The following is a 21,581-nucleotide window of genomic DNA, read 5'->3' as shown; positions in this document are numbered from 1 at the left end:
GGTTTCTACTTTCCGAGATCAAGGAGCGCGTTCTCGACGGCTTCGGTGAGGGCTGGGTGGATCCAGTAGGGTTTCGCGGCCAGCTCGTGGGCTTTGATGCCGAAGTTCATTGCGACGACGAAGATCTGGATCAGCGATGCCGCCTGTGCGCCGATGATGTGGGCACCGAGAATCGCCCCGTCGCGGTCGGCCAGGACCTTGCACAGTCCCGAGGTGTCCTGCATCGCCCAGCCGTAGGCCACGTCGGCGAACTCGGTGAGTCCGACGCGGTAGTCGAGACCGTCGTCGCGACAATCTTCTTCCGTCCGGCCGATCGAGGCGATCTGCGGATTGGTGAACACTGCGGAGGGGACGAGGTCGTGGCTGATGCTGTGCAGATCGTCGGGATGCAGGAGGTTGTGCTTGACCACATCGGCTTCCCGGTTGGCGACGTGCTTGAGTGGGATCGGGGTGCTGACATCGCCCAGCGCGAAGACGCCGTCGGCGGTGGTGCGGCAGTGTTCATCGACGACGATGCGTCCGTCATCGTGGGTGTCGAGGCCGCCCTTCTCGACGGCGAGTCGGTCGCTGTTGGACCGGCGGCCCGTCGCGACGAGCAAGGTGTCCGCGTGCACGGTCGCTCCGTCGTCCAGGGTGATGGTGAGATCACCTGCGGCGCCAGTGATCTCGGTGAGCTCGCTGCCGCAGCGCAGATCGTACTTCGAGCGCATGAGCTCGGTGTAGACGCTGCGGACCGCCTCATCCTGGGGGCCGCCGAGCAGCTGGCCGGATTTTTCGATGATGGTGATCCGGCTGCCTGCGCTGGAGAAGACATGAGCAAGTTCGGCGGCGATGTAGCCACCGCCCAGCACCGCCAGATGTGATGGGGGGGCGTCCAGTCGCATCACGGTGTCGGAGGTTTCGAAAGGCAGTCCGGAGTCGGCCACCGCGTCGGGCACGACGGGGCGCCCGCCCGCCGCGACGACGATGCGATCGGCGGTGAGTTCGACGGTGTCACCGTCGACGTCCACCTGCAACTGCCTTGCACCGGTGAATCGGGCGTGGCCCTTGTAGACGGTGACGAATCCGCTGTCGCGCCTGCCCTGCTCGCCGTCGGCGGCCACCTTGTCGGTGCGGCCGAAGACACGATCGCGAACCTGCTGCCAGCGCATGCCGTGGTAGTCGCTGTCGACGTCGAACGTCGCGGCGTCGTCGACGGTGTCGGCGATCTGGGCGGTGTAGGACAGCATCTTCGACGGGATGCATCCGTAGTTGACGCAGGTCCCGCCGAACTTGCGGTCGTCGATGACGGCGACGTCCATATCCGAGAAGCGGTCGTCGATGACCATGTTCCCCGAGCCCGCGCCGATGACAACCAGATCGTGTCTTCGCACCATGCCGCTGTTCCCACAGAATGATCGGCGCCAAACCCGCGGACGCTGACCGATCGGTGACCTCGGCTCAGAAGCTCTCGACGCCTTCGACGCTGATGACCATGCCGCGGCCGGTGCCGTCATTGGTGAACCGGGTGCCGTTCTCGTCGGCGTCGATCGTCCATCCGACCGCCGAATAGGTGCGGTAGTCCAACGTCACCGCCGGGATCGCGCCGAGATTGCCCAGCACCCAGCTGAGGTCACCGCCGGCGCTCAGACGTACCCCGTTCGCCGGAAGGCCGTCGACCTCCGGAGCGTTGGTGAAGGCGGATTCGCAGCCCACCTCCTGTTCGTCGAGCTGGCAGCGGGTCTTGCCGGTCTTCGTCTGGATGAAGACGTATCCGTTCTCCGGTTCGAGAACCTCTGCGCCGGAGGGCCGCGATTGCGTCGTCGACGGCGCGGCGGGTGCCGACGGCGGCGGCGGGGCCGCGGTCGGCCGACTCGGCCGCGGGGTCGGGAACGCCGGCTCGGTGAAGGAGGTGTCGGGTTCGCGGGTTGCGGTCCCCTGGATCGACGACTGGCACCCGGCGAGCGCGGCCACACCTACGAGCGTGCCCGCCACGACCAACCTCGTCCTCATCGGGTTCCAGACTACGCAGCCTGGGGCGCGAGTGATGGGAGTGGCGCGCGGGGAAGTGCCATCTCGCGAGCCGCCCAAGTGGTGAAGACACCGCCGCCCGCTTACGGTTGCCCGATGCGTCGACGTTCGGCCCTGATCGCCAGCCTGGTCGTCGACGCGCCCGGCCGCCCGCAACAGGCCATCCTCGACGAGTTGCGCAGGGTGATCCTCGACGGCGCCGTGTCTCCGGGTACACCGGTCCCGTTGGCCGAGGTGGCCGATCTGTTCGGGGTGAGCCAGATTCCGGTGCGCGAGGCGTTGAAGACGTTGATCGGTGAGGGGCTGGTCGCACACCGCAGCAACTTCGGGTACACCGTCGCGCTGCTGACCCCGCAGGAGCTGCGCGAGATGTACATCGTGCGGGAGACGCTGGAGTCGGCGTCGCTGGCCGCCGCGGTGGGTAATGCGACCGACGAGGACCGCGCCGCGGCCGCCGCGGCCAACGACGTTCTGCTGCAAGCGGTTCGCGACGACGATCCCGCGGCGTACCACCGGCACAGCCGCGACTTCCACCTTGCGCTGACCCGTCCGTCACGCATGCACCGGCTGCTGCGGATGCTCGAATCGGCATGGAACATCACCGAACCCGTGCAGTCGATGGTGCACGTGTCTGCTGCCGACCGCCATGACTTGCACGCCGACCACACGGAGATGCTCGCCGGATTCCTCGCCGGTGACGTGGAGCGCCTGCTCACCGCAGCCGAGGTGCATGCCCAGCGGCTCAACACCGTGATCGAGACGCTGCCCACCGACACCGGTCTGTTCGCCCCGCCGGATATATCTTCCGCGCAATAGGTCGGTATTTCGCAGGCAATACCGGCGAAACGATCCGTCGTTAGCGTCCGCGCATGACCGACATCGACGCACCTCATGGCACCAAGAACCCTCCGCCCGGCGCGATGGTCGGCGCGGGTGACATGGTCGAGGCCTCTGGCCATCCCATCGGGGGTGGCGTCATCAAGCCCGATTACGACCCGCGCCTGACCAATGAAGACCTCGCTCCGCTCGGCAAGCAGACGTGGACCTCCTACAACATCTTTGCGTTCTGGATGTCCGACGTGCACAGCGTCGGTGGCTACGTCACGGCAGGCAGCCTGTTCGCACTGGGTCTGGCCAGTTGGCAGGTGCTCGTCGCACTGCTCATCGGCATCGTGATCGTCAACGTGTTCTGCAATCTGGTGGCCAAACCCAGCCAGGCCACCGGTGTGCCGTATCCGGTGATCTGCCGCAGCGTCTTCGGTGTCCTGGGCGCCAACATCCCCGCCATTATCCGCGGCTTGATCGCGGTGGCGTGGTACGGCATCCAGACCTATCTGGCGTCCGCCGCGCTCGACGTCGTACTGCTGAAACTGTTTCCCGGGTTGATGCCGTACGCCGACGTCGATCAGTACGGCTTCCTCGGCTTGCCGCTGCTTGGCTGGGGCAGCTTCATCCTGCTGTGGATCCTGCAGGCGTGCGTGTTCTGGCGAGGCATGGAGGCCATCCGCAAGTTCATCGACTTCTGCGGTCCGGCCGTGTATGTCGTGATGTTCCTGCTGTGCGGATACCTGATCTACCAGGCCGGCTGGGGCGCGATCGACCTCAACCTCGGCGAGGTGACGTACACGGGCCTGGAGTCCATCCCGGTGATGCTGGGTGCGATCGCCCTTGTGGTGTCGTACTTCTCGGGTCCGATGCTGAACTTCGGCGACTTCTCCCGCTACGGCAGGTCGTTCAGTGCGGTCAAGCGGGGCAACTTCCTCGGACTGCCCGTGAACTTCCTGGTGTTCTCGATCCTGGTGGTCGTCACCGCGTCGTTGACGGTGCCGGTGTTCGGCGAGCTGATCACCGACCCCGTCGAGACGGTTGCTCGCATCGACTCCACATTCGCGATCGTGTTGGGCGCGTTGACGTTCACAATCGCCACCATCGGGATCAACATCGTCGCCAACTTCATCTCGCCGGCGTTCGACTTCTCCAACGTCAGCCCGCAGCGCATCAGCTGGCGTGCCGGCGGCATGATCGCCGCCGTCGGCTCCGTTCTCATCACGCCGTGGAATCTGTACAACAATCCCGAGGTCATCCACTACACCCTCGAGACGCTGGGCGCGTTCATCGGTCCGCTGTTCGGCGTCCTGATCGCCCACTACTACCTGGTGCACAAGCAGAAGGTCGACGTGGACGCGATGTTCACCATGTCCGAGGACGGGACGTACTGGTACAGCAAGGGTTACAACCCCGCCGCGGTGATTGCGACCGCCGTCGGCGCCGTCGTCGCGATGATCCCCGTGCTGCTCGGTGGCCACGTCGTCGGCATGTACACCGCCGCGCAGTACAGCTGGTTCATCGGCTGCGGCCTGGGCTTCGCCACCTACTGGGCGATGGCCACCCGCGGGCGCTTCGCCGTGCCCGCGCTGCCGTGACCGTGCCTGCCTCGACGATCTGGGTCATCAACCCGAACACCACCGAGTCGATGACGGCCGCCATGGTCGATTGTGCGCGGGCAGTCGTCGCACCGGGAACCCACGTTGTCGGGGTCACCTCGGAGATCGGGCCGGCGTCCATCGAAAGCCATTACGACGAGGCGCTTTCGGTGCCGGGGGTGCTGCGGGCGGTCGAGCGTGGCGAACGCGGGGGCGCCGACGGGTATGTGATCGCGTGCTTTGGCGATCCCGGGCTCGACGCCGCGCGGGAGGTGGCGTCGGGACCGGTGGTCGGCATCGCGGAGGCCGCCATGCGCACGGCCAGTTACCTCGGCCGCGGTTTCAGCGTGGTCACCACCCTGGGTCGCACGATGGGCAGGGCCGCCGATCTCGCCGAACACTATGGCATGCAGCGGTTCTGCCGCGGGATCCACGCGTGCGAGATCGCGGTCCTCGACCTCGACGGCGATCCCGAGGCTCGCAAGATTGTTACCGAGGCGTGTCGGGACGCGATCGAGGCCGACGGCTCCGATGTCGTGGTGCTCGGCTGTGCCGGGATGGCCGACATGTGCGCCTCGATCTCCGCTGACCTCGGGGTGCCTGTCGTCGACGGCGTCACCGCCGCCACGCTCACGGCGCAGTCGCTGGTCGCGATGGGCTTGCGGACCTCGACGCGGGGCGAGTTCGCCGCGCCTCCGCCGAAGGATTATCTGACGGGGTGAACGGTGCGCCAGTGCTCGGCGATCTCGATACGCCGCGCCAGCCAGACGCCGTCGTGGGACTGCACGTGGTCGAGGAACCGTTCGAGTGACCGTGCGCGGGCCGGACGTCCCGCCAGCCGGCAGTGCAGGCCTACCGACAGCATCTTCGGGTGGCCAGCGCCGCCTTCGGCGTAGAGCACGTCGAATGCTTCGCGCAGATGCGCGTAGAACTCGTCACCGTTGGAAAAGCCTGCGGGAGAGGCGAATCGCATGTCGTTGGTGTCGAGCGTGTACGGCACCACGAGATGAGGGCGGCCCCCGACGGTGACCCAGTACGGCAGGTCGTCGGCGTAGGAGTCCGAATCGTAGATGAATCCGCCGTGCTCGATGACCAGCTCGCGAGTGTTGGGGGAGTCGCGTCCGGTGTACCAGCCGCGCGGGGCAGTGCCCGTCAGGTCGGTCAAGATCTGGACCGCCTCCTTCATATCGGCGCGCTCGGTGTCGCGGTCGATAAGTTGATAGGACGTCCAACGCAGGCCGTGGCAGGCGATCTCATGACCGAGTTCGGTAAATGCCGCCGCTGCCTCGGGATTTCGCTGCAGCGCACGGGCGACGGCGAAGACGGTCAACGGAACACCGCGCCGTTCGAAGATGTTCAGCAGGCGCCACACCCCGGCGCGTGAGCCGTACTCGTAGATCGACTCCATGCTCATGTGCCGGTTCGGGAACGCCTCGGCCGGGGTGATCTCCGACAGGAAGATCTCCGAGGCGGGGTCGCCGTCGAGAACCGAGTTCTCTGCTCCCTCTTCGTAGTTGAGCACGAACTGCACCGCAATGCGCGCACCGCCGGGCCACTGCGGATCCGGCGGCGTGCGGCCGTAGCCCACCATGTCCCTGGGGTAGGCGTTCACACCAGGTCTCCGAACAGGCGCAGTCGCGCCAGCCCACCGTCGGGGAAGATGTCCAGGCGCACCTGGTCGACGACGTCGTCGGCGGCGACGGGGAATCGGTGACGGGTGTCGGGCAACAGGTCGGTGCGCGGCAGCAACGGCGTCCAGTCGGATCCGCCGCGGCGGCCCCACAGCGCCGCGGCCCCGGGGCTGTTGCCGATGAAATACGAGGTGTCGACCTCGGCGAGCCGGATTCGGCCGGCGCCGGCCAACCGGATGTGCACCCAGTCGTTGCCGTCGTCGCGGCGCCGTGCAGTCTCCCAGCCGTCGCCCATCACCTGCGCCAGCCCCGGGAAGATGATGTTCTGCGGCGAGCTGTAGAAGCGGTTCGAGCAGTCCAGGACCAGCCCGCCGTTCTCGAGCGCGGCCAGGTCCGTCGGTCCGAAGCCGACGAGTTTCGGATCGGGCAGGCCTTCGCCGTGCACCCGAAGCCGGGCCACGCCGCCGTCGGGATAGATGGTCAGGCGCACGTGCGTCCACCGGCGCGGCGAGTCGATCTCGAAGGGGTTGCGGGTGTCGCCGTAGATCTTCGTCCGCTCGATCAGCGTCACCCAATCCGGATGCGTGGCAAGCGTTTCGGCGGCGGGGTAGTCGTCGACCTCGATGGCCTCGATCGAGGCCTCCGGCGGGAAGTTGCCCTTGAACCATGCGGTGTCGATCACGACCCCGCGGATCAGGCCGGGCACGCCCAGTCGGACGATCGCCTGATCATGGCCGGGTTCGCGGCGCCGACGGGTCTCCCACCCGTCGTAGACCTGCCCTTTGTGGCCGAACGAGGCCGGCCGGTAGGTCGCAGGCCCCGGGGTGATCAGATTCTCCTTCTCCGCGAACGTCTCGTCGTTGGTCCAGACCACCGCGCCGCCCAGTGGCCGCAGGGCGAGGTCGGGGAGCCACGTGAAGTCGGGGAGCGATTCGGCCATCGGACAATCGTCACAGAGATCGGCCGGACCGTCGCGGTGAGAACGCCTGTACGAGCATCGGGAACAAATCGCGTGACTGTCCCGTTGACCAGTTCGACAGTTGAGTCCCAGCGACTCAAGTTTGGCTTGACACAGAACCACTGTGAGGAGCAGGCTTGAGTGCGGTGCACTCAGACCACATCGAAAGTCTATTCAGGAGGCAGTAACTATGGCTCGTGCGGTCGGTATCGACCTCGGGACCACCAACTCCGTCGTCGCAGTACTGGAGGGTGGCGACCCCGTCGTCGTCGCCAATTCCGAGGGCTCCCGGACCACCCCGTCGGTCGTCGCGTTCGCGCGCAACGGCGAGGTGCTGGTCGGCCAGCCCGCCAAGAACCAGGCGGTGACCAACGTCGACAGGACCATCCGGTCGGTCAAGCGCGAGATCGGCACCGACTGGTCCGTGGAGATCGACGGCAAGAACTACACGCCGCAGGAGATCAGCGCACGCATCCTGCAGAAGCTCAAGCGTGACGCCGAGAGCTACCTGGGCGAGGACATCGCCGACGCGGTGATCACCGTGCCCGCGTACTTCAACGACGCCCAGCGTCAGGCCACCAAGGAAGCCGGCCAGATCGCCGGCCTCAACGTGCTGCGCATCGTCAACGAGCCCACCGCGGCCGCGCTGGCCTACGGCTTGGACAAGGGCGAGAAGGAACAGACGATCCTCGTCTTCGACCTCGGTGGCGGCACGTTCGACGTGTCCCTGCTGGAGATCGGCGAAGGTGTCGTCGAGGTCCGCGCCACCTCCGGTGACAACCACCTCGGCGGCGACGACTGGGACGACCGGATCGTCGAATGGCTGGTCGACAAGTTCAAGGCCACCAGCGGCATCGACCTGACCAAGGACAAGATGGCGATGCAGCGGCTGCGTGAAGCCGCGGAGAAGGCCAAGATCGAGCTGAGCTCCTCGCAGAGCACGTCGATCAACCTGCCCTACATCACCGTCGACGCCGACAAGAACCCGCTGTTCCTCGACGAGCAGCTCACCCGGTCGGAGTTCCAGAAGATCACCCAGGATCTGCTGGACCGCACCCGCAAGCCGTTCCAGTCCGTCATCAAGGACGCAGGCATCTCGGTCGGCGAGATCGACCACGTCGTGCTGGTGGGTGGCTCCACCCGCATGCCCGCGGTCTCCGAACTGGTCAAGGAGATGACCGGTGGCAAGGAGCCCAACAAGGGCGTGAACCCGGACGAGGTCGTCGCCGTCGGCGCCGCGCTGCAGGCCGGTGTGCTCAAGGGTGAGGTGAAGGACGTCCTGCTGCTCGACGTCACGCCGCTGTCCCTCGGCATCGAGACCAAGGGTGGCGTCATGACCAAGCTCATCGAACGCAACACCACGATCCCGACGAAGCGCTCGGAGACCTTCACCACGGCCGACGACAATCAGCCGTCGGTGCAGATCCAGGTGTTCCAGGGTGAGCGCGAGATCGCCTCGCACAACAAGCTGCTGGGCTCCTTCGAGCTGACCGGCATCCCGCCGGCCCCGCGCGGTGTCCCGCAGATCGAGGTCACCTTCGACATCGACGCCAACGGCATCGTGCACGTCACCGCCAAGGACAAGGGCACCGGCAAGGAGAACACGATCAAGATCCAGGAAGGCTCCGGCCTCTCCAAGGAAGAGATCGACCGGATGATCAAGGACGCCGAGGCGCACGCCGACGAGGACCGGAAGCGTCGCGAAGAGGCCGATGTCCGCAACCAGGCCGAGTCGCTGGTCTACCAGACGGAGAAGTTCGTCAAGGAGCAGCGCGAAGCCGAAGGGGGCAGCAAGGTCCCCGAGGACACCTTGACCAAGGTCGACGGCGCGATCGCGACCGCCAAGACCGCGCTCGAGGGCACCGATATCGGCGCCATCAAGTCGGCCATGGAGAAGCTCGGCGAGGAGAGCCAGGCTCTCGGCCAGGCGATCTACGAGGCCACCCAGGCCGAGCAGGCCGCGGGCGGACCGGCAGGCGGCGCCGACGGCACCTCCGGCAACGCGGGCTCCAATGACGACGTCGTCGATGCTGAGGTGGTGGAGGACGACAGCCCGAACGGTGGCGAGCGCAAGTGAGCGACTCGGACCACATCCAAGAGCCGGTCACCTTCACCGACAAGCGGCGCATCGATCCCGAGACGGGGAAAGTGCGTGAGACCCCTGCCGCCGGCCCGGCCCCCAGTGGGCCGGCGCCGGAGGCGGCGGCCGCCGACGGTGCCGAGGGCTCAGCGGAACTCGACGAGCTCAGGTCCACACTGCAGCGGGTGAAGGCGGAGTACGACAACTACCGCAAGCGCACGCTTCGGGACCAGCAGGCGATTGCGGAACGGGCCAAGGCCGCGGCTGTCGTCCAACTGCTGCCGGTCCTCGACGACCTCGATCGGGCCCGCAGCCACGGTGACCTGGAATCCGGGCCGCTGAAGTCCGTCGCCGACAAGCTGGCGACAGCACTTGAGGGGCTGGGGCTTTCAGGCTTCGGTGAGGAAGGCGACGAGTTCGACCCCGCGTTGCACGAGGCCGTGCAGCACGAGGGCGACGGCACGCATCCCGTCGTCGGGACCGTGATGCGGCGTGGATACAAGGTCGGCGAGCAGGTTGTCCGGCACGCCATGGTCGGTGTCATCGACACAGTTCCGGACACCGCGCCCGACGCGTCCGTATCCGGCAATGCCGACGCGCAGGCCCACGAGGCTTCAGAATCAGAGAACTGATTGAACATCCATGAACGAGCAGGTGAGGAGGTGACGCGATATGGCCCAACGCGAGTGGGTTGAGAAGGATTTCTACAAAGTGCTCGGCGTCGCCTCCGATGCCGACGAGAAAGAGATCAAGCGGGCTGCCCGCAAGATCCTCGCCGACAACCACCCTGACCGGAACCCGGGCAACGCCGAGGCCGAGGAGCGGTACAAGGCCGCCTCCGAAGCCAAAGAGGTGCTCACCGACTCCGCCAAGCGCAAGGAGTACGACGAGACCCGCCGTCTGTTCGCGGGCGGCGGGTTCGGCCGGGGTCGCTACACCGGCGGCGGGGGATTCCCCGGAGGGTTCGGCGGCGGCGACGGCCAGGAGTTCAATCTCAACGATCTGTTCGACGCCGCAGGCCAGTCCGGTGGCGCGAACATCGGCGACCTCTTCGGCGGGCTGTTCGGACGCGGCGCACAGCAGCCGCGCCCGACCCGCCCCCGGCGGGGCAATGATCTGGAGACCGAGACCGAGCTGAGCTTCCTGGAGGCGACCAAGGGTGTGGCGATGCCGCTTCGGCTCACCAGCCCCGCGCCGTGCACGAACTGCCATGGCAGCGGTGCCCGGCCGGGAACCAGTCCCAAGGTCTGCCCCAACTGCAACGGGGCGGGGGTTGTCAGCCGCAACCAGGGCGCCTTCGGATTCTCCGAGCCGTGCACGGAATGTCGTGGCAGCGGGTCGATCATCGAGAACCCGTGCGACGAGTGCAAGGGCACCGGTGTGACGACGCGGACCCGCACCATCAATGTGCGGATCCCACCCGGCGTCGAGGACGGGCAGCGCATCAGGCTGGCCGGCCAGGGTGAGGCCGGGTTGCGCGGGGCGCCTTCGGGTGACCTGTACGTGACGGTGCATGTCAAGCCCGACAAGGTGTTCGGGCGCAACGGTGACGACCTGACCGTCGCGGTCCCGGTGAGCTTCCACGAGTTGGCCTTGGGCACAACACTTTCCGTGCCGACGCTGGAGGGCAAGGTCGGCGTTCGGGTGCCGAAGGGCACCTCGGACGGTCGCATCCTGCGGGTCCGGGGCCGCGGGGTCCCGAAACGTGCAGGCGGACACGGTGATCTGCTGGTCACCGTCAAGGTCGCGGTGCCGCCGAACCTCGAAGGTGAAGCCGCCGAGGCGCTCGAAGCCTATGCCAAGGCCGAGCGTGCGAGCGGGTTCGACCCGAGGGCGGGTTGGGCAGGTTCGCTGTGATGAGCGCTTGCGCGAAGAACCAGGGGCTGCTGTGATGAGCAGCCGCAGGGATCCCAACGAAGAAGCCAGGACGTTCCTGATCTCGGTGGCCGCCGAGCTGGCCGGCATGCATGCGCAGACCCTTCGCACGTACGACCGGCTCGGCCTGGTCAGCCCGCAGCGCAGTTCCGGTGGGGGACGGCGTTATTCGCAGCGCGATGTGGACCTGCTCCGTGAGGTGCAGCGCCTTTCGCAGGACGAGGGCGTCAACCTCGCCGGGATCAAGCGCATCATCGAGCTGACCAACCAGGTCGAGGCGCTGCAGGCGCGGGTGCGCGAACTGAGCAACGAGGTCGAGCACCTGCGTGCGCAGCCGCGGCCCAAGAGCACCGCGCTGGTGGTCTGGCAGCCGCGCAACAAGCGTTAGCCCGCCGAGACTGAACCCTCGCAGCCGTCTTCTCGAACTTCCCCCGCGCCGTTGCAGTTTCGCCGAGAAGCTACGAAACCTTGATGCGGAACTGCGCCACCGCGGACTCGCCCGGCTGCACCTCGCGATAGCCGCCGCGGCGTAGCGCGTCGGTCGCGGCCGCCATCGGTTCGAAGCAGACGACGTCGTCATCACCGGGAGCGAAGACCTGCGCCGCCGTATAGCCCTCGTCGAAGTGCACCTCGATGCGGCGATCTCCGCCGGAGAGTGTGAACACCGAACCTTCGGCGACCTCGTCGTAACCGTCGTCGATGAACTTGTCGCCCAGCACTTCTGACGCGGCGGGGCGCGATTCCACCCGGCCCGTGGGGATACCCCACGCGTTGACCGGTTGGTAGCGCATGGCCGGCGTTTCGATCTGCCACTGCGCGCGCGGCACACCCGGCAGCTGCAGGTAGGGATGGAACCCGAAGCAGAGCGGCACCCGCGAACCCGTCGTTGCCGTCACCGTCGTCTTCACGGTCAGCGTCCGGTCGGACAGGGTGATGTCCAGCGTCAGCAGGTGGGGGAACGGGAACGTCGCGAGCAGCGCAGGTCGCGCCGCGAAATCGAGCTCCGCGGTCAGCTGCGATTCCAGCAGCGTGGTGACCGTCCAATCCTTGTAGGCGGCCAACGTGCCGTGGATCGGCACGCCGTGCTGGTCGGTGCGCACTCCGCCGGTTCCCGGGGTCAGTGTCACCACCGCGCCGTCGACGCCGTAGCCCATGCTCGACAGCCTGTTGGCCCACGGGTAGAGGATCGGGATCCCCATCGTCTTGTGGTTGGACACGTAGGCCTGCAGTCCCCGGCGCTGGCCCAGCAGTTCGACGCCGTCGTCGGACAGGGACGTGCCGACCATTCCTGCGATCGGGACGTAGGTCGCGGTCAGCGGTGACGAGGGATCGCGCAGCGTGACGGTTTCGAACTCCTCCATGGCAGCGATCCTGCCATGTGGCGCTCAGCCGGCCAGAGGATCGTGCTGGATCCGTTCGGCAGGTGCGCCTTTGGCGATCAGCGCGGATTTGGTCGCCAGCACCATCTCGGGTCGGCCGCACACCAGAATCTGGCGATCGCTCCAGTTGCCGTAGCGGGTGACCACTTCGGGGAGCAGCCCGGTCTGGCGTACGTGGAGGCCGCGCGGCGGCGTGTTGTCGGGATAGTCCGCGGCCCACGGCGGGTCGAAGTTCAGCTCCGAGACCGGCGTGACGGACAGCCACGAGTTGGTCGACGCGATCTCCCAGAGGGTGCGCAGGTCGTAGAGATCGCAGGGGTACTTTGCGCCGAAGAACAGATGTACCCGCGGGTTCTGCCCGTAGCGGCACAGGTCCATGATCAGTGCGCGCAGCGGCGCGAGCCCGGTGCTGCCGGCAACCATCAGCACGTCGCCGCCGCCGCGGTCGATCTCCATGGCACCGTGCGGGCTGGACACCCGCCACCGGTCACCCGGGCGGGCCTCGTCGACGATCGCCGCGCTGACCATGCCGCCGGCGACGGAACGAACGTGAAACTCGATGTAGCCGTGGGGTTCGGGGGGAATGGCCGGGCTCAGGTACCGCCACCGACGCGGCCACTGCGGCACCTGGACGCCGACGTACTGACCGGGGTGATAGTCGAGCGCCCGGTCGAGCTTGAGCCGGATCACCGAGATGTCACGGGTGGGCCGCAGGTATTCCAGCACCGTGCCGTCGCAGAACGCGGGACTCTTCTCGGCGTCCGCTGCCCCGCTCATGACGCCGACGGCGAGCCCGACGGTGTCGTGGACGGCTTCCGACAGCCTGCGGTCCCACCGGTCGAACAAGGCCTTGCGCAGCGTGGTCAGGAGTGCCTGCTGCAGCGTGGCGTAGTGCGCGCTGGTGACGCCGTACTTGCGATGGTCGCGGCCGAGCTGGGCGAGGAACGCGACGGGTTCTTCGGCGCGCTGGGCGATGAGCTCCTCGCACAACCAACACATGGCCTGCGCGAAGACCTGGCGCTGCTTTTCCATGTCGGGGGGAAACAGGTCGCGCGCCGAGAGGTCGGTGGCGAACCAGTGTGTGTAGAAGTCCCCGATCATCGCCTCGGATCCACGATCGAGATCGAACGCATCCCGCAGGATGCGCATCGATTCCCGGTCTTCGAGTCCCACGCCGCACGATCCTAAGTCACTGCGGCGGAAGAGTTCTGTCGGCGAAGGGCGGCGACGACGATCATCGCGGTCCCAGCCACCGCCCAGCAGGTCAGCACGACGACCGCGGTCGAGGCTCCGGCACCGGCGAAGGAGGCTGTCGACCTCAGCAGGGTGGCGGTGGCTCCCTGCGGCAGGAACTGTCCCAGAGCGCCCCAGCCCGCGGGCAGCATCTCCGGTGCGCTTGCGAGTCCCGACAGCGGGTTGCCGACCAGCAGCGCCAGGGCCGCGCCGAGGGCGAGCCCGGCGCGGCCGAACAGCGAGCCGAGGCCGAGCACCGTCAGCAGGGCCGCCGCGACTCCCAGCGTGAGACCGGCCGAGACGCCCCAGAAATTCTGGTCGACGGAGCCCAGCACGAATCGGAGCAGTACCGCGATGGTGACGCCGGCTACCGCAGAGAAGACGAGTGCGGTGGCAAGGCGCATCCAGATCTCGGTCCGCAGCACGAGTACCAGCGCGATGGCGGGCAGGATGCCTGCGAGTGTGATGGGCAGCGCTGATGCAGCCACGCCGGCGCCGCGAGAATCACGCGCGCCGGGCGGCGCGAGATCCTGGATCCGCAGTGGCATACCGGTCTGCTGGCCGAACTGGGCGCCGAGTTGGGTCAGCATCTGCGCCACCATCGGGCTGGCCCCGGTCGCGATCAGCAGCGCTGGTTCGGTGCCCGGCTGGGCAGGGAGCGCGATGCCGCCGTAGACATCGCGGTTGCCGATTGCTTCGCGCAGTGCGGCCTCGCTGGGGTAGTAGGTCACCGCGAATGCGCCGGGTGCCTTCTGGTCGAGGACGTGGGCGGTCTGACCGCCCGCGGCCTGCGGGCCTGCCACGCCGATCGGGACGTCGTGCGGACCGGAGCGAGCCGCAGGGAGGGCGAAGGCGATCGCGACGAGGGCCAGGAGCGTGGTGACGGCGACGACGATGCCCGCCGCCTTGAGGGCTGCGGGTGGTTCGTGGGCGGCGGCGTGGTGATCAGCGGTCCGATGGGTAGTGGCGGTGGTCATGGGGACTCTTTTCACTGACTGTTGAATTGATGCGTACTGGGAGCGTAGGACGTGGGACGTCAGATTTCAACAGCTATTGAAATGCTAATCTCGGAATATGCCGCGAGCAGCTCAAACGAGCCGGCGCCGGGGCCGTCGCCAGGGCGAACCGGTGTCGCGCGACGCGGTGCTGTCAGCAGCGAAGGCCCGTTTCGCGCAGGACGGTTACGAAAAGACGACGCTGCGTTCGATCGCCGACGACGCGCGCGTGGACGCGTCGATGGTGCTCTACCTGTTCGGCTCCAAGGAGCAGCTGTTCCGCGAATCGCTGCGGCTGATCATCGACCCTGACGTCCTCGTGGCGGCGCTCACCGGCGACGACGGGGACATCGGCACCCGAATGGTGAGGGCCTATCTCGGAGTGTGGGAGGCCCCCGACAGCGCCGGGAGTATGCGGGCCATGCTGGCGTCGGCGACCTCGAATTCCGACGCGCACGAAGCCTTTCGCGAATTCATGCAAAGCTACGTGCTGACCGCCGTGTCGGGGGCGATCGGCGGGGGCGGACACGCCCGGCTGCGCGCCATGCTGGCGGCGAGCAGCCTGGTCGGCACGGCAATGCTGCGCTACGTGATGAAGGTGCCGCCGCTGTCGGAGCTTGCGTCCGAGGACGTGGTCACCCTGGTCGCGCCGACGGTGACGCGGTACCTGACGGCCGACGCGACCGAACTGGGGTTACCCGACTAGCGCGTGAATGCCCTTGTACAGCACCAGAAGTCCGATGACGACGAGGATCGCCGCGATCAGCACCGCGTGCTGACGCTCCATCCAGTCCCTGATCCCGTGCAGGACCGGGTCCAGCTTCTGGCCCATGAAGGCGTAAGCGAGGATCGGCACCGCGACGGTGGATGCCGCGAACGCCACGAACCAGATTTCAGCCGACCAGACGGCGGGCGTGTCCAATCCTGCCGATCCGATTGCCAAACCCGCTGCGGCGCAGATGAAGAGAACCTTCGGATTGATCACCGTCAGCGCCGCGCCCGTGAGGGCTGCTTTGGGAGGCGTCAGCGTGCTCATGCGCGTGATCCATCCGGGCATGTGCTCGGAGGACTTCCGTTTCGTGAAACGGTAGGCGCCCAGCACGATCAGCGCAGATCCGACGACGATGCGTAACCACGACGCCCAGCTCGGCGGTTGGGTGCCGATGCCGCCGAGCAGGTTGGAGAGCTCGAGGAAGACGGCGGTCAGCGCAGCCAGCCCGAGCAGCCATCCCGCCAGGAATGCGAGGCCCGTGGGCTTCGGTCGTGGCGTGCCCAGCACCAGCACCGCCGGGATGATGGAGAACGGGGACAACGCGATCACGAGGGCGAGCGGGATCAGCTCGGTGAGCACCGAGCCCCAGGTACCTGGCACGGGGCAAACGTAGCAAGGCGCACCCACGGGTGCCGGTCGATTCGCGGCGGTCTGCGTGCCGACGTTGACGCTGTTCGCGTCCGTGCACGATCTCGCATTCTGGGACTCCATGGACTGAGCGATGAGTTCTCGCGCGCGTGGGGGTCGGCATTCATAGATCCCCATCACGGAAGGAGAAGTGCATGTCGATTGCGCACGTGCTCGCCGTCGTCCATGTGTCCGACATCGAAGCCAGCGGGCAGTGGTACGCCCGGCTGTTCGGCAGGCCGCAGGACAACAACCCGATGCCCTCCCTGGTCGAGTGGCAGGTGCTGCCCGGCGCATGGGTGCAGGTGTTCCACGATCCGGACAGGGCGGGAACCGACGAAGTCAATCTCGCCGTCGACGATCTCGAGGGCCACATCGAGGAGCTCAGGAGCCGGGGCCTGGAGCCCGGTGACATCGTCGACGCGAGCAAGGGTGTGCGGTTGTCGCGGTTCGGCGATCCAGACGGGAACGTCGTCAGCCTCATCGGTGGATTTCGGGTCGACTACTGATCCGTGGCCTGCCGTTGGCCAGCCGCTCATGACGGCGTCATCTGCCGAAGTCACAGTGAACGGGTGCCCGTCCTCGCGCCCGAACGGTTTCACCGGTGGTGCGAAGGGGTCGTGCAATCGCTGCCGTTCGGGTTGGCGAACATCGTCGCGCCGACGCTGTTGGGCTTCTGCCTGATCAACAGTTTCACGTTCGGGGTCGATCTGGTGCTGCTGACCGGGTTGCGCAGCGGCTTCGGCGTCCCCTATCCGGTTGCGGTGACGGTGGCCTACGCATGCGCGTTCGGTCTGAGCTACGCACTCAACCGGTACTTCAACTTCCGGTCGCACGCGCCCGTCGGCCCGCAGCTCACGGTCTACATCGTCGTCGTGGTCGTCAACTACCTCGCATTCATCCTGGCGTTGTCGACCCTGCTGACCGACCTGGGCGTCGACTACCGGATCGCCCGGTTGATGGCGGGTGCGTGCGAGGCGGTGTACATGTACTGCGCGCTGCGCTGGGTGGTGTTCCGTAAGAGCTAGTCGCCCAGGATGTTCTCGCGCAGCGTCCGGCCGGGATACCGCGCCCGGTAGCGCCCTCGCCGCTGCAATTCGGGGACGACGTGATCGACGAACTCCTCGAAACACCCCGGCGTGTAGGTGGCCAACAGCATGAAACCGTCGGCTCCACCGTCGTCGAGGAACACTTCCAGTTGATCGGCGACCGACTCAGCAGTACCTATCACCTGCGGCATCGAGAATCGGAACGCATAGATATCGGCCGCTTCGGCGACCGTCACCCTCTCGCCGGCGCCGTTCGCCACCAATGCATCCTTCACGCCCTGGATGCCGGGGACGGGAATCTCGCCCAGCGGGCCGGCCGGGTCGAACGTCGAGAAGTCCACGCCCAACTGGCCGGACAGCATCGCCAGCGACGCCTCTGGCCGCAGCAGCGATCGCAGGTAGGACGCCTTCTCCTGCGCCTCGGTTTCGGACGCACCGAGAATCACCTGCGCGCCGTAGTACAGCTTCACCGACTCTGGATCGCGTCCTGCGGCGCCGACCCGCGCGCGGATGTCGTCGGAGTACGCCCGCATCGACGCGACGGTGGGCTGGATCGCAAAGATCGCCTCGGCAGTGGAGGCGGCGAACCGCCTGCCCTGCTCGCTGGCGCCCGCCTGCCACAGCACCGGGCGGCCCTGCGGTGACGGCGCGACGAAGTGCCGTCCCCGACAACGAAAATGCTTGCCCTCGAAGACGACTTCCCGGATCTTCTCGGGGTGGGCGTAGATGCCGGTCTCGCGGTCGGCGACCACGGCGTCGGGCTGCCACGAGTCCCACAGCTGGCAGCACAGGTCGACATACTCCGCGATCCGTTCGTAGCGGATGGACCGGTCGGGCATCTCCTGCCCGTAGGCCGCGAACTCCGAAGGTGAATACGAGCCGACGATGTTCCACGCGATCCGCCCGCCGGACAGATGGTCGAACGTCGAGAGCCTGCGCGCCATCGAGTACGGATGCTCGAACGCCGTCGACAGCGTGATGCCAACCCCGAGATGCGTTGTCGCACCGGTGATGATCGGCGTCAGCGCCGCGGGCTCGTGCGTCGGTGCCTGCACCGCGTACCGCACCGTCGCATCGGAGCTGTCCTCGAACGAGTTGTACGGGGCCAGCTCGTCAGCGAGGAACACCGCGTCGAACAGGCCGCGCTCCAGGGTGCGGGCCAGGTGCTCCCAGTATGGCGGTGCGGCATAGTCCCAGCCGACCTTGTCCTGCGGGTGTCGCCACATGCCGACGGAGTGACTGCTGACCCCGTGCTGCATGAAAGCGAGAAAGTGAGCTTTCCGAGGTGTGATCAGTACTCCTGCAGGCTCTCGCGCAGCGTGGTCCCGGGGTAGCGGGTGCGGAACCGGCCGCGCTTCTGCAGTTCCGGCACCAGCAATTCGGTCATATCGTTGAAGCAACCGGGCGTGTCGGTGGCCAGCATCATGAAACCGTTGCAGCCGCCTTCGTCGATGTACTGCTCCATCTGGTCGGCCACATCCGACGGCGTGCCGACGGCCACCGGGGCGCCCATCGAGACACCGTAGATCTGAGCGGCCTCACGGACCGTCACCGGCGCACCGTCTTTGGCCTCCAGGATCGCGTCGAACAGGCCACGGATGCCCTGCACGTCGGCGTCGACCACGTTGTCGTCGAGGTCGAGGGTGGAGAAGTCGAAACCGGTGTGGCCGGACAGGATTCCGAGCGCGCTCTCGATCTGGACTTTTTCGACGAACTCGGCATACCGGTCGTTGGCACGACCCTTGTCGCGGTCGATGATGGTCTGCAGACCGTAGATCAGCTTCACCGACTCCGGATCGCGGCCGGCATTGTCGGCGCGGGTCCGGATGTCGTCGGCGTAGGCGCGCATGCTCTTGGGCGTCGGGAAGATGCCGAACACGGATTCGGCGTGCTTGGCGGCGAATTCGCGGCCCTGCTCCGAAGATCCGGCCTGCCACAGCACCGGACGCTTCTGCGGTGACGGGGCGACGAAGTGGCGGCCCTTGGACTGGAAGAACTCGCCTTGGAAGTCGACCTCGCGCACCTTGGTCGGGTCGGCGAAGACGCCGTTCTCCCGGTCGTAGACGATCGCGTCGTCGTCCCACGAATCCCACAGCTGATACAGCAGCTGCATGTACTCCTCGACGACTTCGTACCGCTTGTCGCGCGGAGTCAGGTTTTCTTTGCCCATCGCCTGGAACTCGCTCTTGGAGTACGAGGTGACGATGTTCCAGCCGACCCGGCCGCCGGTGAGGTGGTCCAGCGTCGAGAGCTGGCGGGCCATCATGTACGGCGGCACAAAGGAAGTCGACAAGGTGATGCCGATGCCGAGGTTCTTCGTGAAGGCGCCGACGATCGGTACGACACTGGCGGGCTCGTGCACGGGACACTGGCCGGCGAATTTCACCACCGGATCCGAGTTGCCCTTATAGGTGGTGTAGGGCGCGAGTTCGTCGGCGATGAACATGGCGTCGAAAAGCCCACGCTCCATGGTCCTTCCGAGATCGCGCCAGTACTCTGGCCGTGACCAGTGGTATCCGACCTTGTCGCGCGGGTGCGCCCACATCGTCGAGGCGTGGTTCATCACGCCGTGCTGGACGAAGCCCAGCAGGTGCATCTTCTTCTTGTCGGTCACGAAGCACTCCTGGCGTCGATGAGGAAGGCGGCGATCACGGCGACGGCGGAGCCGACCGCAAGGATTGCGGGCAGATACCAGAACACGGGGCTGACGCCGAGCAGCGCGATGACTGACGTTGACATCACGACGGCGCCAAGGGCTTTCCAGCTGAACGAGGCGGCGTTGGAGGCTTCGAGGGTTTCGACCTCGAGATCGGCCGTCTCGCCGCCTGCCGCGAGCGCAAGGACGTCTTTGCGGACCCGGAGGAACGACTGGACACCCAGCGTGACGTACACGACGCCGACGACGGATCCGACGACGGCGGCGATCCAGAACGCGATCATCCGACCGGGTCCAGATCGTGCGCGGCCCGCTTCTTGTCCTCGGACAGCGCACCACCGCGCGTCTTCAGTGAGTCGAAGTCGAACGATTGTTTGGACAACAGGCTGATGCCGACGGCAGCCACGAGTGAAATCGCCTCCAGGGTGATGATTCCGTACAGTTCTCCGACGTATTCGCGGACGGGGAATCCGATCGCGATGGCCAGCAGGAGGCTGGTCACGAATGCCGTCGACGTCATGCGCTTCCAGAAGATCGCGAGCCCCAGTGGGACGATCAGCGCGGCCTTGATGAAGTAGACGGTGTTGACGAGTTCGACGTAGTCGATGCCGGAGCTGACCACGATGCCACCGAGCACGCCGGCGATGATGATCGACGCTTTTGTCCAGCGGAACAACGACTTCGGTGCGATGTCGGGCTTGAGGGGTTTGAGGATGTCGACCGCCACCACGGACGACAGCGCCGAGAAGGCACCGTCGATCGTCGAGTAGCAGGCGTTGAGGATGATCAGCACGTAGAGCGCGATCAGGATCAGCGGCAGGCCGAGATTGCTGACGACGTAAGGGCCGACGCCACCGGGTCCCGCGGCGCCGAGGTCTTCGACGTCGAGGTTGAACGCCAGGGCCACCAGGCCGAGCAGACCCATCGCGATCGGGATCGGGTAGAACCACAGGCCCGCCCACAGGAACGTCCTGCCCGCCGTGGCGGGCTTGAGCGCCCACGCCTTCTGCCAGAAGGTCTGGTCGGCCATCGTCGAGGCGAGCAGTCCCAGTGCCAGCGAGATACCGAATGCGGCGGCGGCTTGCGTGTCAAATGCGTTGAGCAGGTTGGGCCCTGCCTCGTCCACGCGGCGGAAGACGACGTCGGGGCCTCCGACCTTCGCGAGCACGTAGACCACGACGACGGCGGCGGGCACGGTGATCAGCAGGGTGTTGAACGTCGCGGTGATCGCCGACGTCCACAGCCCGCCGAAGTAGGAGTACACGGTCACGGTGGCCAGCGTGACGATGAGCACGACGGTCGGGTTGAGGCCGAACACAACTCCTGTCACGAGCACGACACCGAAAAGGTTGATGAAGATCTCGGCGAGCAGACCCAGCAGCATCGCAACGAGCATCACCGTCGTGGCGGGCTTGTTGTGGAAGCGCTCGCGGATGAACTCGACAATGGTGTAGCCGGCGGGCATCTGGCGGCGCAGCTTCAGCGCGAAGGGCACCATCGCCATCACGGCGAGGCCGTTGGGGACGACGAACCAGATCAAGCCGGACACGCCAAAGGTGTAGGCCTGCGCCGACGACATCATGACGGCCATCGACCAGGTCCACACCGCGATGACGGATCCGACGCCGAAGCCGAAGCCGATGCGGCGGTCGGCGATGACGAAGTCGTGGGTGTTTTTCACCATCGAGCGGACGGTGAACGCGACGACGAACATGAATGCGCCCAGACCGAGCATCAGGGCGATGCCGATTACGGGCGACAGGTTGGACGGGTGGAACACGACGATCTCCTCGGCGCGATGAGGTCACCTGGCGGTTGCACGACCGAGGTGTGAGTGGGGTGTTGACGCAGAGCGCGCAGCGGTGAGCGCTCGCCGCGGTTCAGGCGGCTGAG

The 21,581-nt window shown here is 66.6% G+C and carries 22 protein-coding genes; 10 read left to right on the top strand and 12 right to left on the bottom strand.

Annotation, left to right across the window (positions count from 1 at the left end; translation table 11 throughout):
- Positions 1–5 precede the first annotated feature (5 nt).
- Positions 6–1,373: a mycothione reductase gene (locus ACAG24_RS11470; RefSeq protein ID WP_370473500.1), complete on the bottom strand. Its 1,368-nt coding sequence runs from the start codon at positions 1,371–1,373 to the stop codon at positions 6–8.
- Positions 1,374–1,440: 67 nt separating this feature from the next.
- Positions 1,441–1,992, bottom strand: coding sequence for a hypothetical protein (locus ACAG24_RS11465; protein WP_370473188.1), 552 nt, complete (start codon positions 1,990–1,992; stop codon positions 1,441–1,443).
- 114 nt (positions 1,993–2,106) lie between these two features.
- Between ACAG24_RS11465 and ACAG24_RS11460 the strand changes: the two genes are divergently transcribed.
- The 3 genes from ACAG24_RS11460 to ACAG24_RS11450 are packed head-to-tail and all read left to right on the top strand — an operon-like array spanning position 2,107 to position 5,155.
- On the top strand, positions 2,107–2,826 hold the full coding sequence (locus ACAG24_RS11460; RefSeq protein ID WP_370473187.1) for a GntR family transcriptional regulator: 720 nt from the start codon (positions 2,107–2,109) through the stop codon (positions 2,824–2,826).
- 53 nt (positions 2,827–2,879) lie between these two features.
- Positions 2,880–4,433, top strand: coding sequence for an NCS1 family nucleobase:cation symporter-1 (locus ACAG24_RS11455; protein ID WP_370473186.1), 1,554 nt, complete (start codon positions 2,880–2,882; stop codon positions 4,431–4,433).
- Between the two features lie 2 nt (positions 4,434–4,435).
- Complete coding sequence (locus ACAG24_RS11450) at positions 4,436–5,155, top strand: aspartate/glutamate racemase family protein (RefSeq protein WP_508506427.1); 720 nt, start codon at positions 4,436–4,438, stop codon at positions 5,153–5,155.
- Here the strand turns inward: ACAG24_RS11450 and puuE are convergent.
- Positions 5,140–6,045 carry an allantoinase PuuE gene (gene puuE, locus ACAG24_RS11445; protein ID WP_370473184.1) on the bottom strand — a complete coding sequence of 302 codons (906 nt, stop codon included), beginning with the start codon at positions 6,043–6,045 and terminating at the stop codon, positions 5,140–5,142. The genes ACAG24_RS11450 and puuE overlap by 16 nt on opposite strands.
- A complete protein-coding gene (gene alc / locus ACAG24_RS11440; protein WP_370473183.1) occupies positions 6,042–7,004 on the bottom strand; it encodes an allantoicase in 963 nt (320 codons plus the stop codon). The genes puuE and alc overlap by 4 nt, the downstream gene beginning before the upstream one ends.
- A gap of 208 nt (positions 7,005–7,212) precedes the next feature.
- On the opposite strand from alc, the gene dnaK reads away from it, so the two are divergent.
- The 4 genes from dnaK to ACAG24_RS11420 are packed head-to-tail and all read left to right on the top strand — an operon-like array spanning position 7,213 to position 11,365.
- A complete protein-coding gene (dnaK, locus tag ACAG24_RS11435; protein ID WP_370473182.1) occupies positions 7,213–9,099 on the top strand; it encodes a molecular chaperone DnaK in 1,887 nt (628 codons plus the stop codon).
- Positions 9,096–9,734, top strand: a complete 639-nt coding sequence (gene grpE, locus ACAG24_RS11430) for a nucleotide exchange factor GrpE (RefSeq protein WP_370473181.1) — start codon at positions 9,096–9,098, stop codon at positions 9,732–9,734. Before dnaK ends, grpE begins: the two co-directional genes overlap by 4 nt.
- Before the next feature lie 40 nt (positions 9,735–9,774).
- Positions 9,775–10,959, top strand: a complete 1,185-nt coding sequence (gene dnaJ / locus ACAG24_RS11425; protein ID WP_370473180.1) for a molecular chaperone DnaJ — start codon at positions 9,775–9,777, stop codon at positions 10,957–10,959.
- Between the two features lie 34 nt (positions 10,960–10,993).
- Positions 10,994–11,365, top strand: a complete 372-nt coding sequence (locus ACAG24_RS11420; protein ID WP_370473179.1) for a heat shock protein transcriptional repressor HspR — start codon at positions 10,994–10,996, stop codon at positions 11,363–11,365.
- Between the two features lie 70 nt (positions 11,366–11,435).
- Here ACAG24_RS11420 and ACAG24_RS11415 read toward each other — a convergent pair whose 3' ends face one another.
- From ACAG24_RS11415 to ACAG24_RS11405, 3 genes are read right to left on the bottom strand one after another with little or no spacing between them, the layout of a single operon-like run.
- Positions 11,436–12,338: an aldose 1-epimerase gene (locus ACAG24_RS11415; RefSeq protein ID WP_370473178.1), complete on the bottom strand. Its 903-nt coding sequence runs from the start codon at positions 12,336–12,338 to the stop codon at positions 11,436–11,438.
- A gap of 24 nt (positions 12,339–12,362) precedes the next feature.
- Entirely contained in the window at positions 12,363–13,529 is a 1,167-nt protein-coding gene (locus ACAG24_RS11410) for an FAD-binding oxidoreductase (protein ID WP_370473177.1), read from the bottom strand.
- Positions 13,530–13,540: 11 nt separating this feature from the next.
- Positions 13,541–14,566, bottom strand: coding sequence for an ABC transporter permease (locus tag ACAG24_RS11405; protein WP_370473176.1), 1,026 nt, complete (start codon positions 14,564–14,566; stop codon positions 13,541–13,543).
- A gap of 97 nt (positions 14,567–14,663) precedes the next feature.
- Between ACAG24_RS11405 and ACAG24_RS11400 the strand changes: the two genes are divergently transcribed.
- Positions 14,664–15,290 (top strand): TetR/AcrR family transcriptional regulator, encoded by a 627-nt coding sequence (locus ACAG24_RS11400; RefSeq protein ID WP_370473175.1) that lies wholly within the window; start codon positions 14,664–14,666, stop codon positions 15,288–15,290.
- Here the strand turns inward: ACAG24_RS11400 and ACAG24_RS11395 are convergent.
- The gene (locus tag ACAG24_RS11395; RefSeq protein ID WP_370473174.1) at positions 15,279–15,956 is read right to left on the bottom strand and encodes a GAP family protein; all 678 of its coding nucleotides are present in this window, start codon (positions 15,954–15,956) and stop codon (positions 15,279–15,281) included. The two genes, ACAG24_RS11400 and ACAG24_RS11395, sit on opposite strands and share 12 nt — an antisense overlap.
- A gap of 182 nt (positions 15,957–16,138) precedes the next feature.
- Between ACAG24_RS11395 and ACAG24_RS11390 the strand changes: the two genes are divergently transcribed.
- Positions 16,139–16,492 carry a VOC family protein gene (locus ACAG24_RS11390; RefSeq protein WP_370473173.1) on the top strand — a complete coding sequence of 118 codons (354 nt, stop codon included), beginning with the start codon at positions 16,139–16,141 and terminating at the stop codon, positions 16,490–16,492.
- Positions 16,493–16,555: 63 nt separating this feature from the next.
- A complete protein-coding gene (locus ACAG24_RS11385; protein ID WP_370473172.1) occupies positions 16,556–17,011 on the top strand; it encodes a GtrA family protein in 456 nt (151 codons plus the stop codon).
- Here ACAG24_RS11385 and ACAG24_RS11380 read toward each other — a convergent pair.
- Genes ACAG24_RS11380 through ACAG24_RS11365 form a run of 4 tightly spaced genes read right to left on the bottom strand, consistent with a single transcriptional unit; the run spans position 17,008 to position 21,468 of the window.
- Complete coding sequence (locus ACAG24_RS11380) at positions 17,008–18,291, bottom strand: LLM class flavin-dependent oxidoreductase (RefSeq protein ID WP_370473171.1); 1,284 nt, start codon at positions 18,289–18,291, stop codon at positions 17,008–17,010. The genes ACAG24_RS11385 and ACAG24_RS11380 overlap by 4 nt on opposite strands.
- A 32-nt stretch (positions 18,292–18,323) precedes the next feature.
- Complete coding sequence (locus ACAG24_RS11375) at positions 18,324–19,646, bottom strand: LLM class flavin-dependent oxidoreductase (protein ID WP_370473170.1); 1,323 nt, start codon at positions 19,644–19,646, stop codon at positions 18,324–18,326.
- A complete protein-coding gene (locus ACAG24_RS11370) occupies positions 19,643–19,972 on the bottom strand; it encodes a hypothetical protein (protein WP_370473169.1) in 330 nt (109 codons plus the stop codon). The genes ACAG24_RS11375 and ACAG24_RS11370 overlap by 4 nt, the downstream gene beginning before the upstream one ends.
- Positions 19,969–21,468, bottom strand: a complete 1,500-nt coding sequence (locus ACAG24_RS11365; RefSeq protein ID WP_370473168.1) for a sodium:solute symporter family transporter — start codon at positions 21,466–21,468, stop codon at positions 19,969–19,971. The genes ACAG24_RS11370 and ACAG24_RS11365 overlap by 4 nt, the downstream gene beginning before the upstream one ends.
- Positions 21,469–21,581 lie beyond the last annotated feature (113 nt).

This window comes from Mycobacterium bulgaricum (assembly GCF_041287165.2).
Lineage (GTDB): Bacteria > Actinomycetota > Actinomycetes > Mycobacteriales > Mycobacteriaceae > Mycobacterium > Mycobacterium bulgaricum.
The sequence above is the reverse complement of the archived record's forward strand: the minus strand, read 5'-3'. Positions and strand labels throughout refer to the sequence as shown.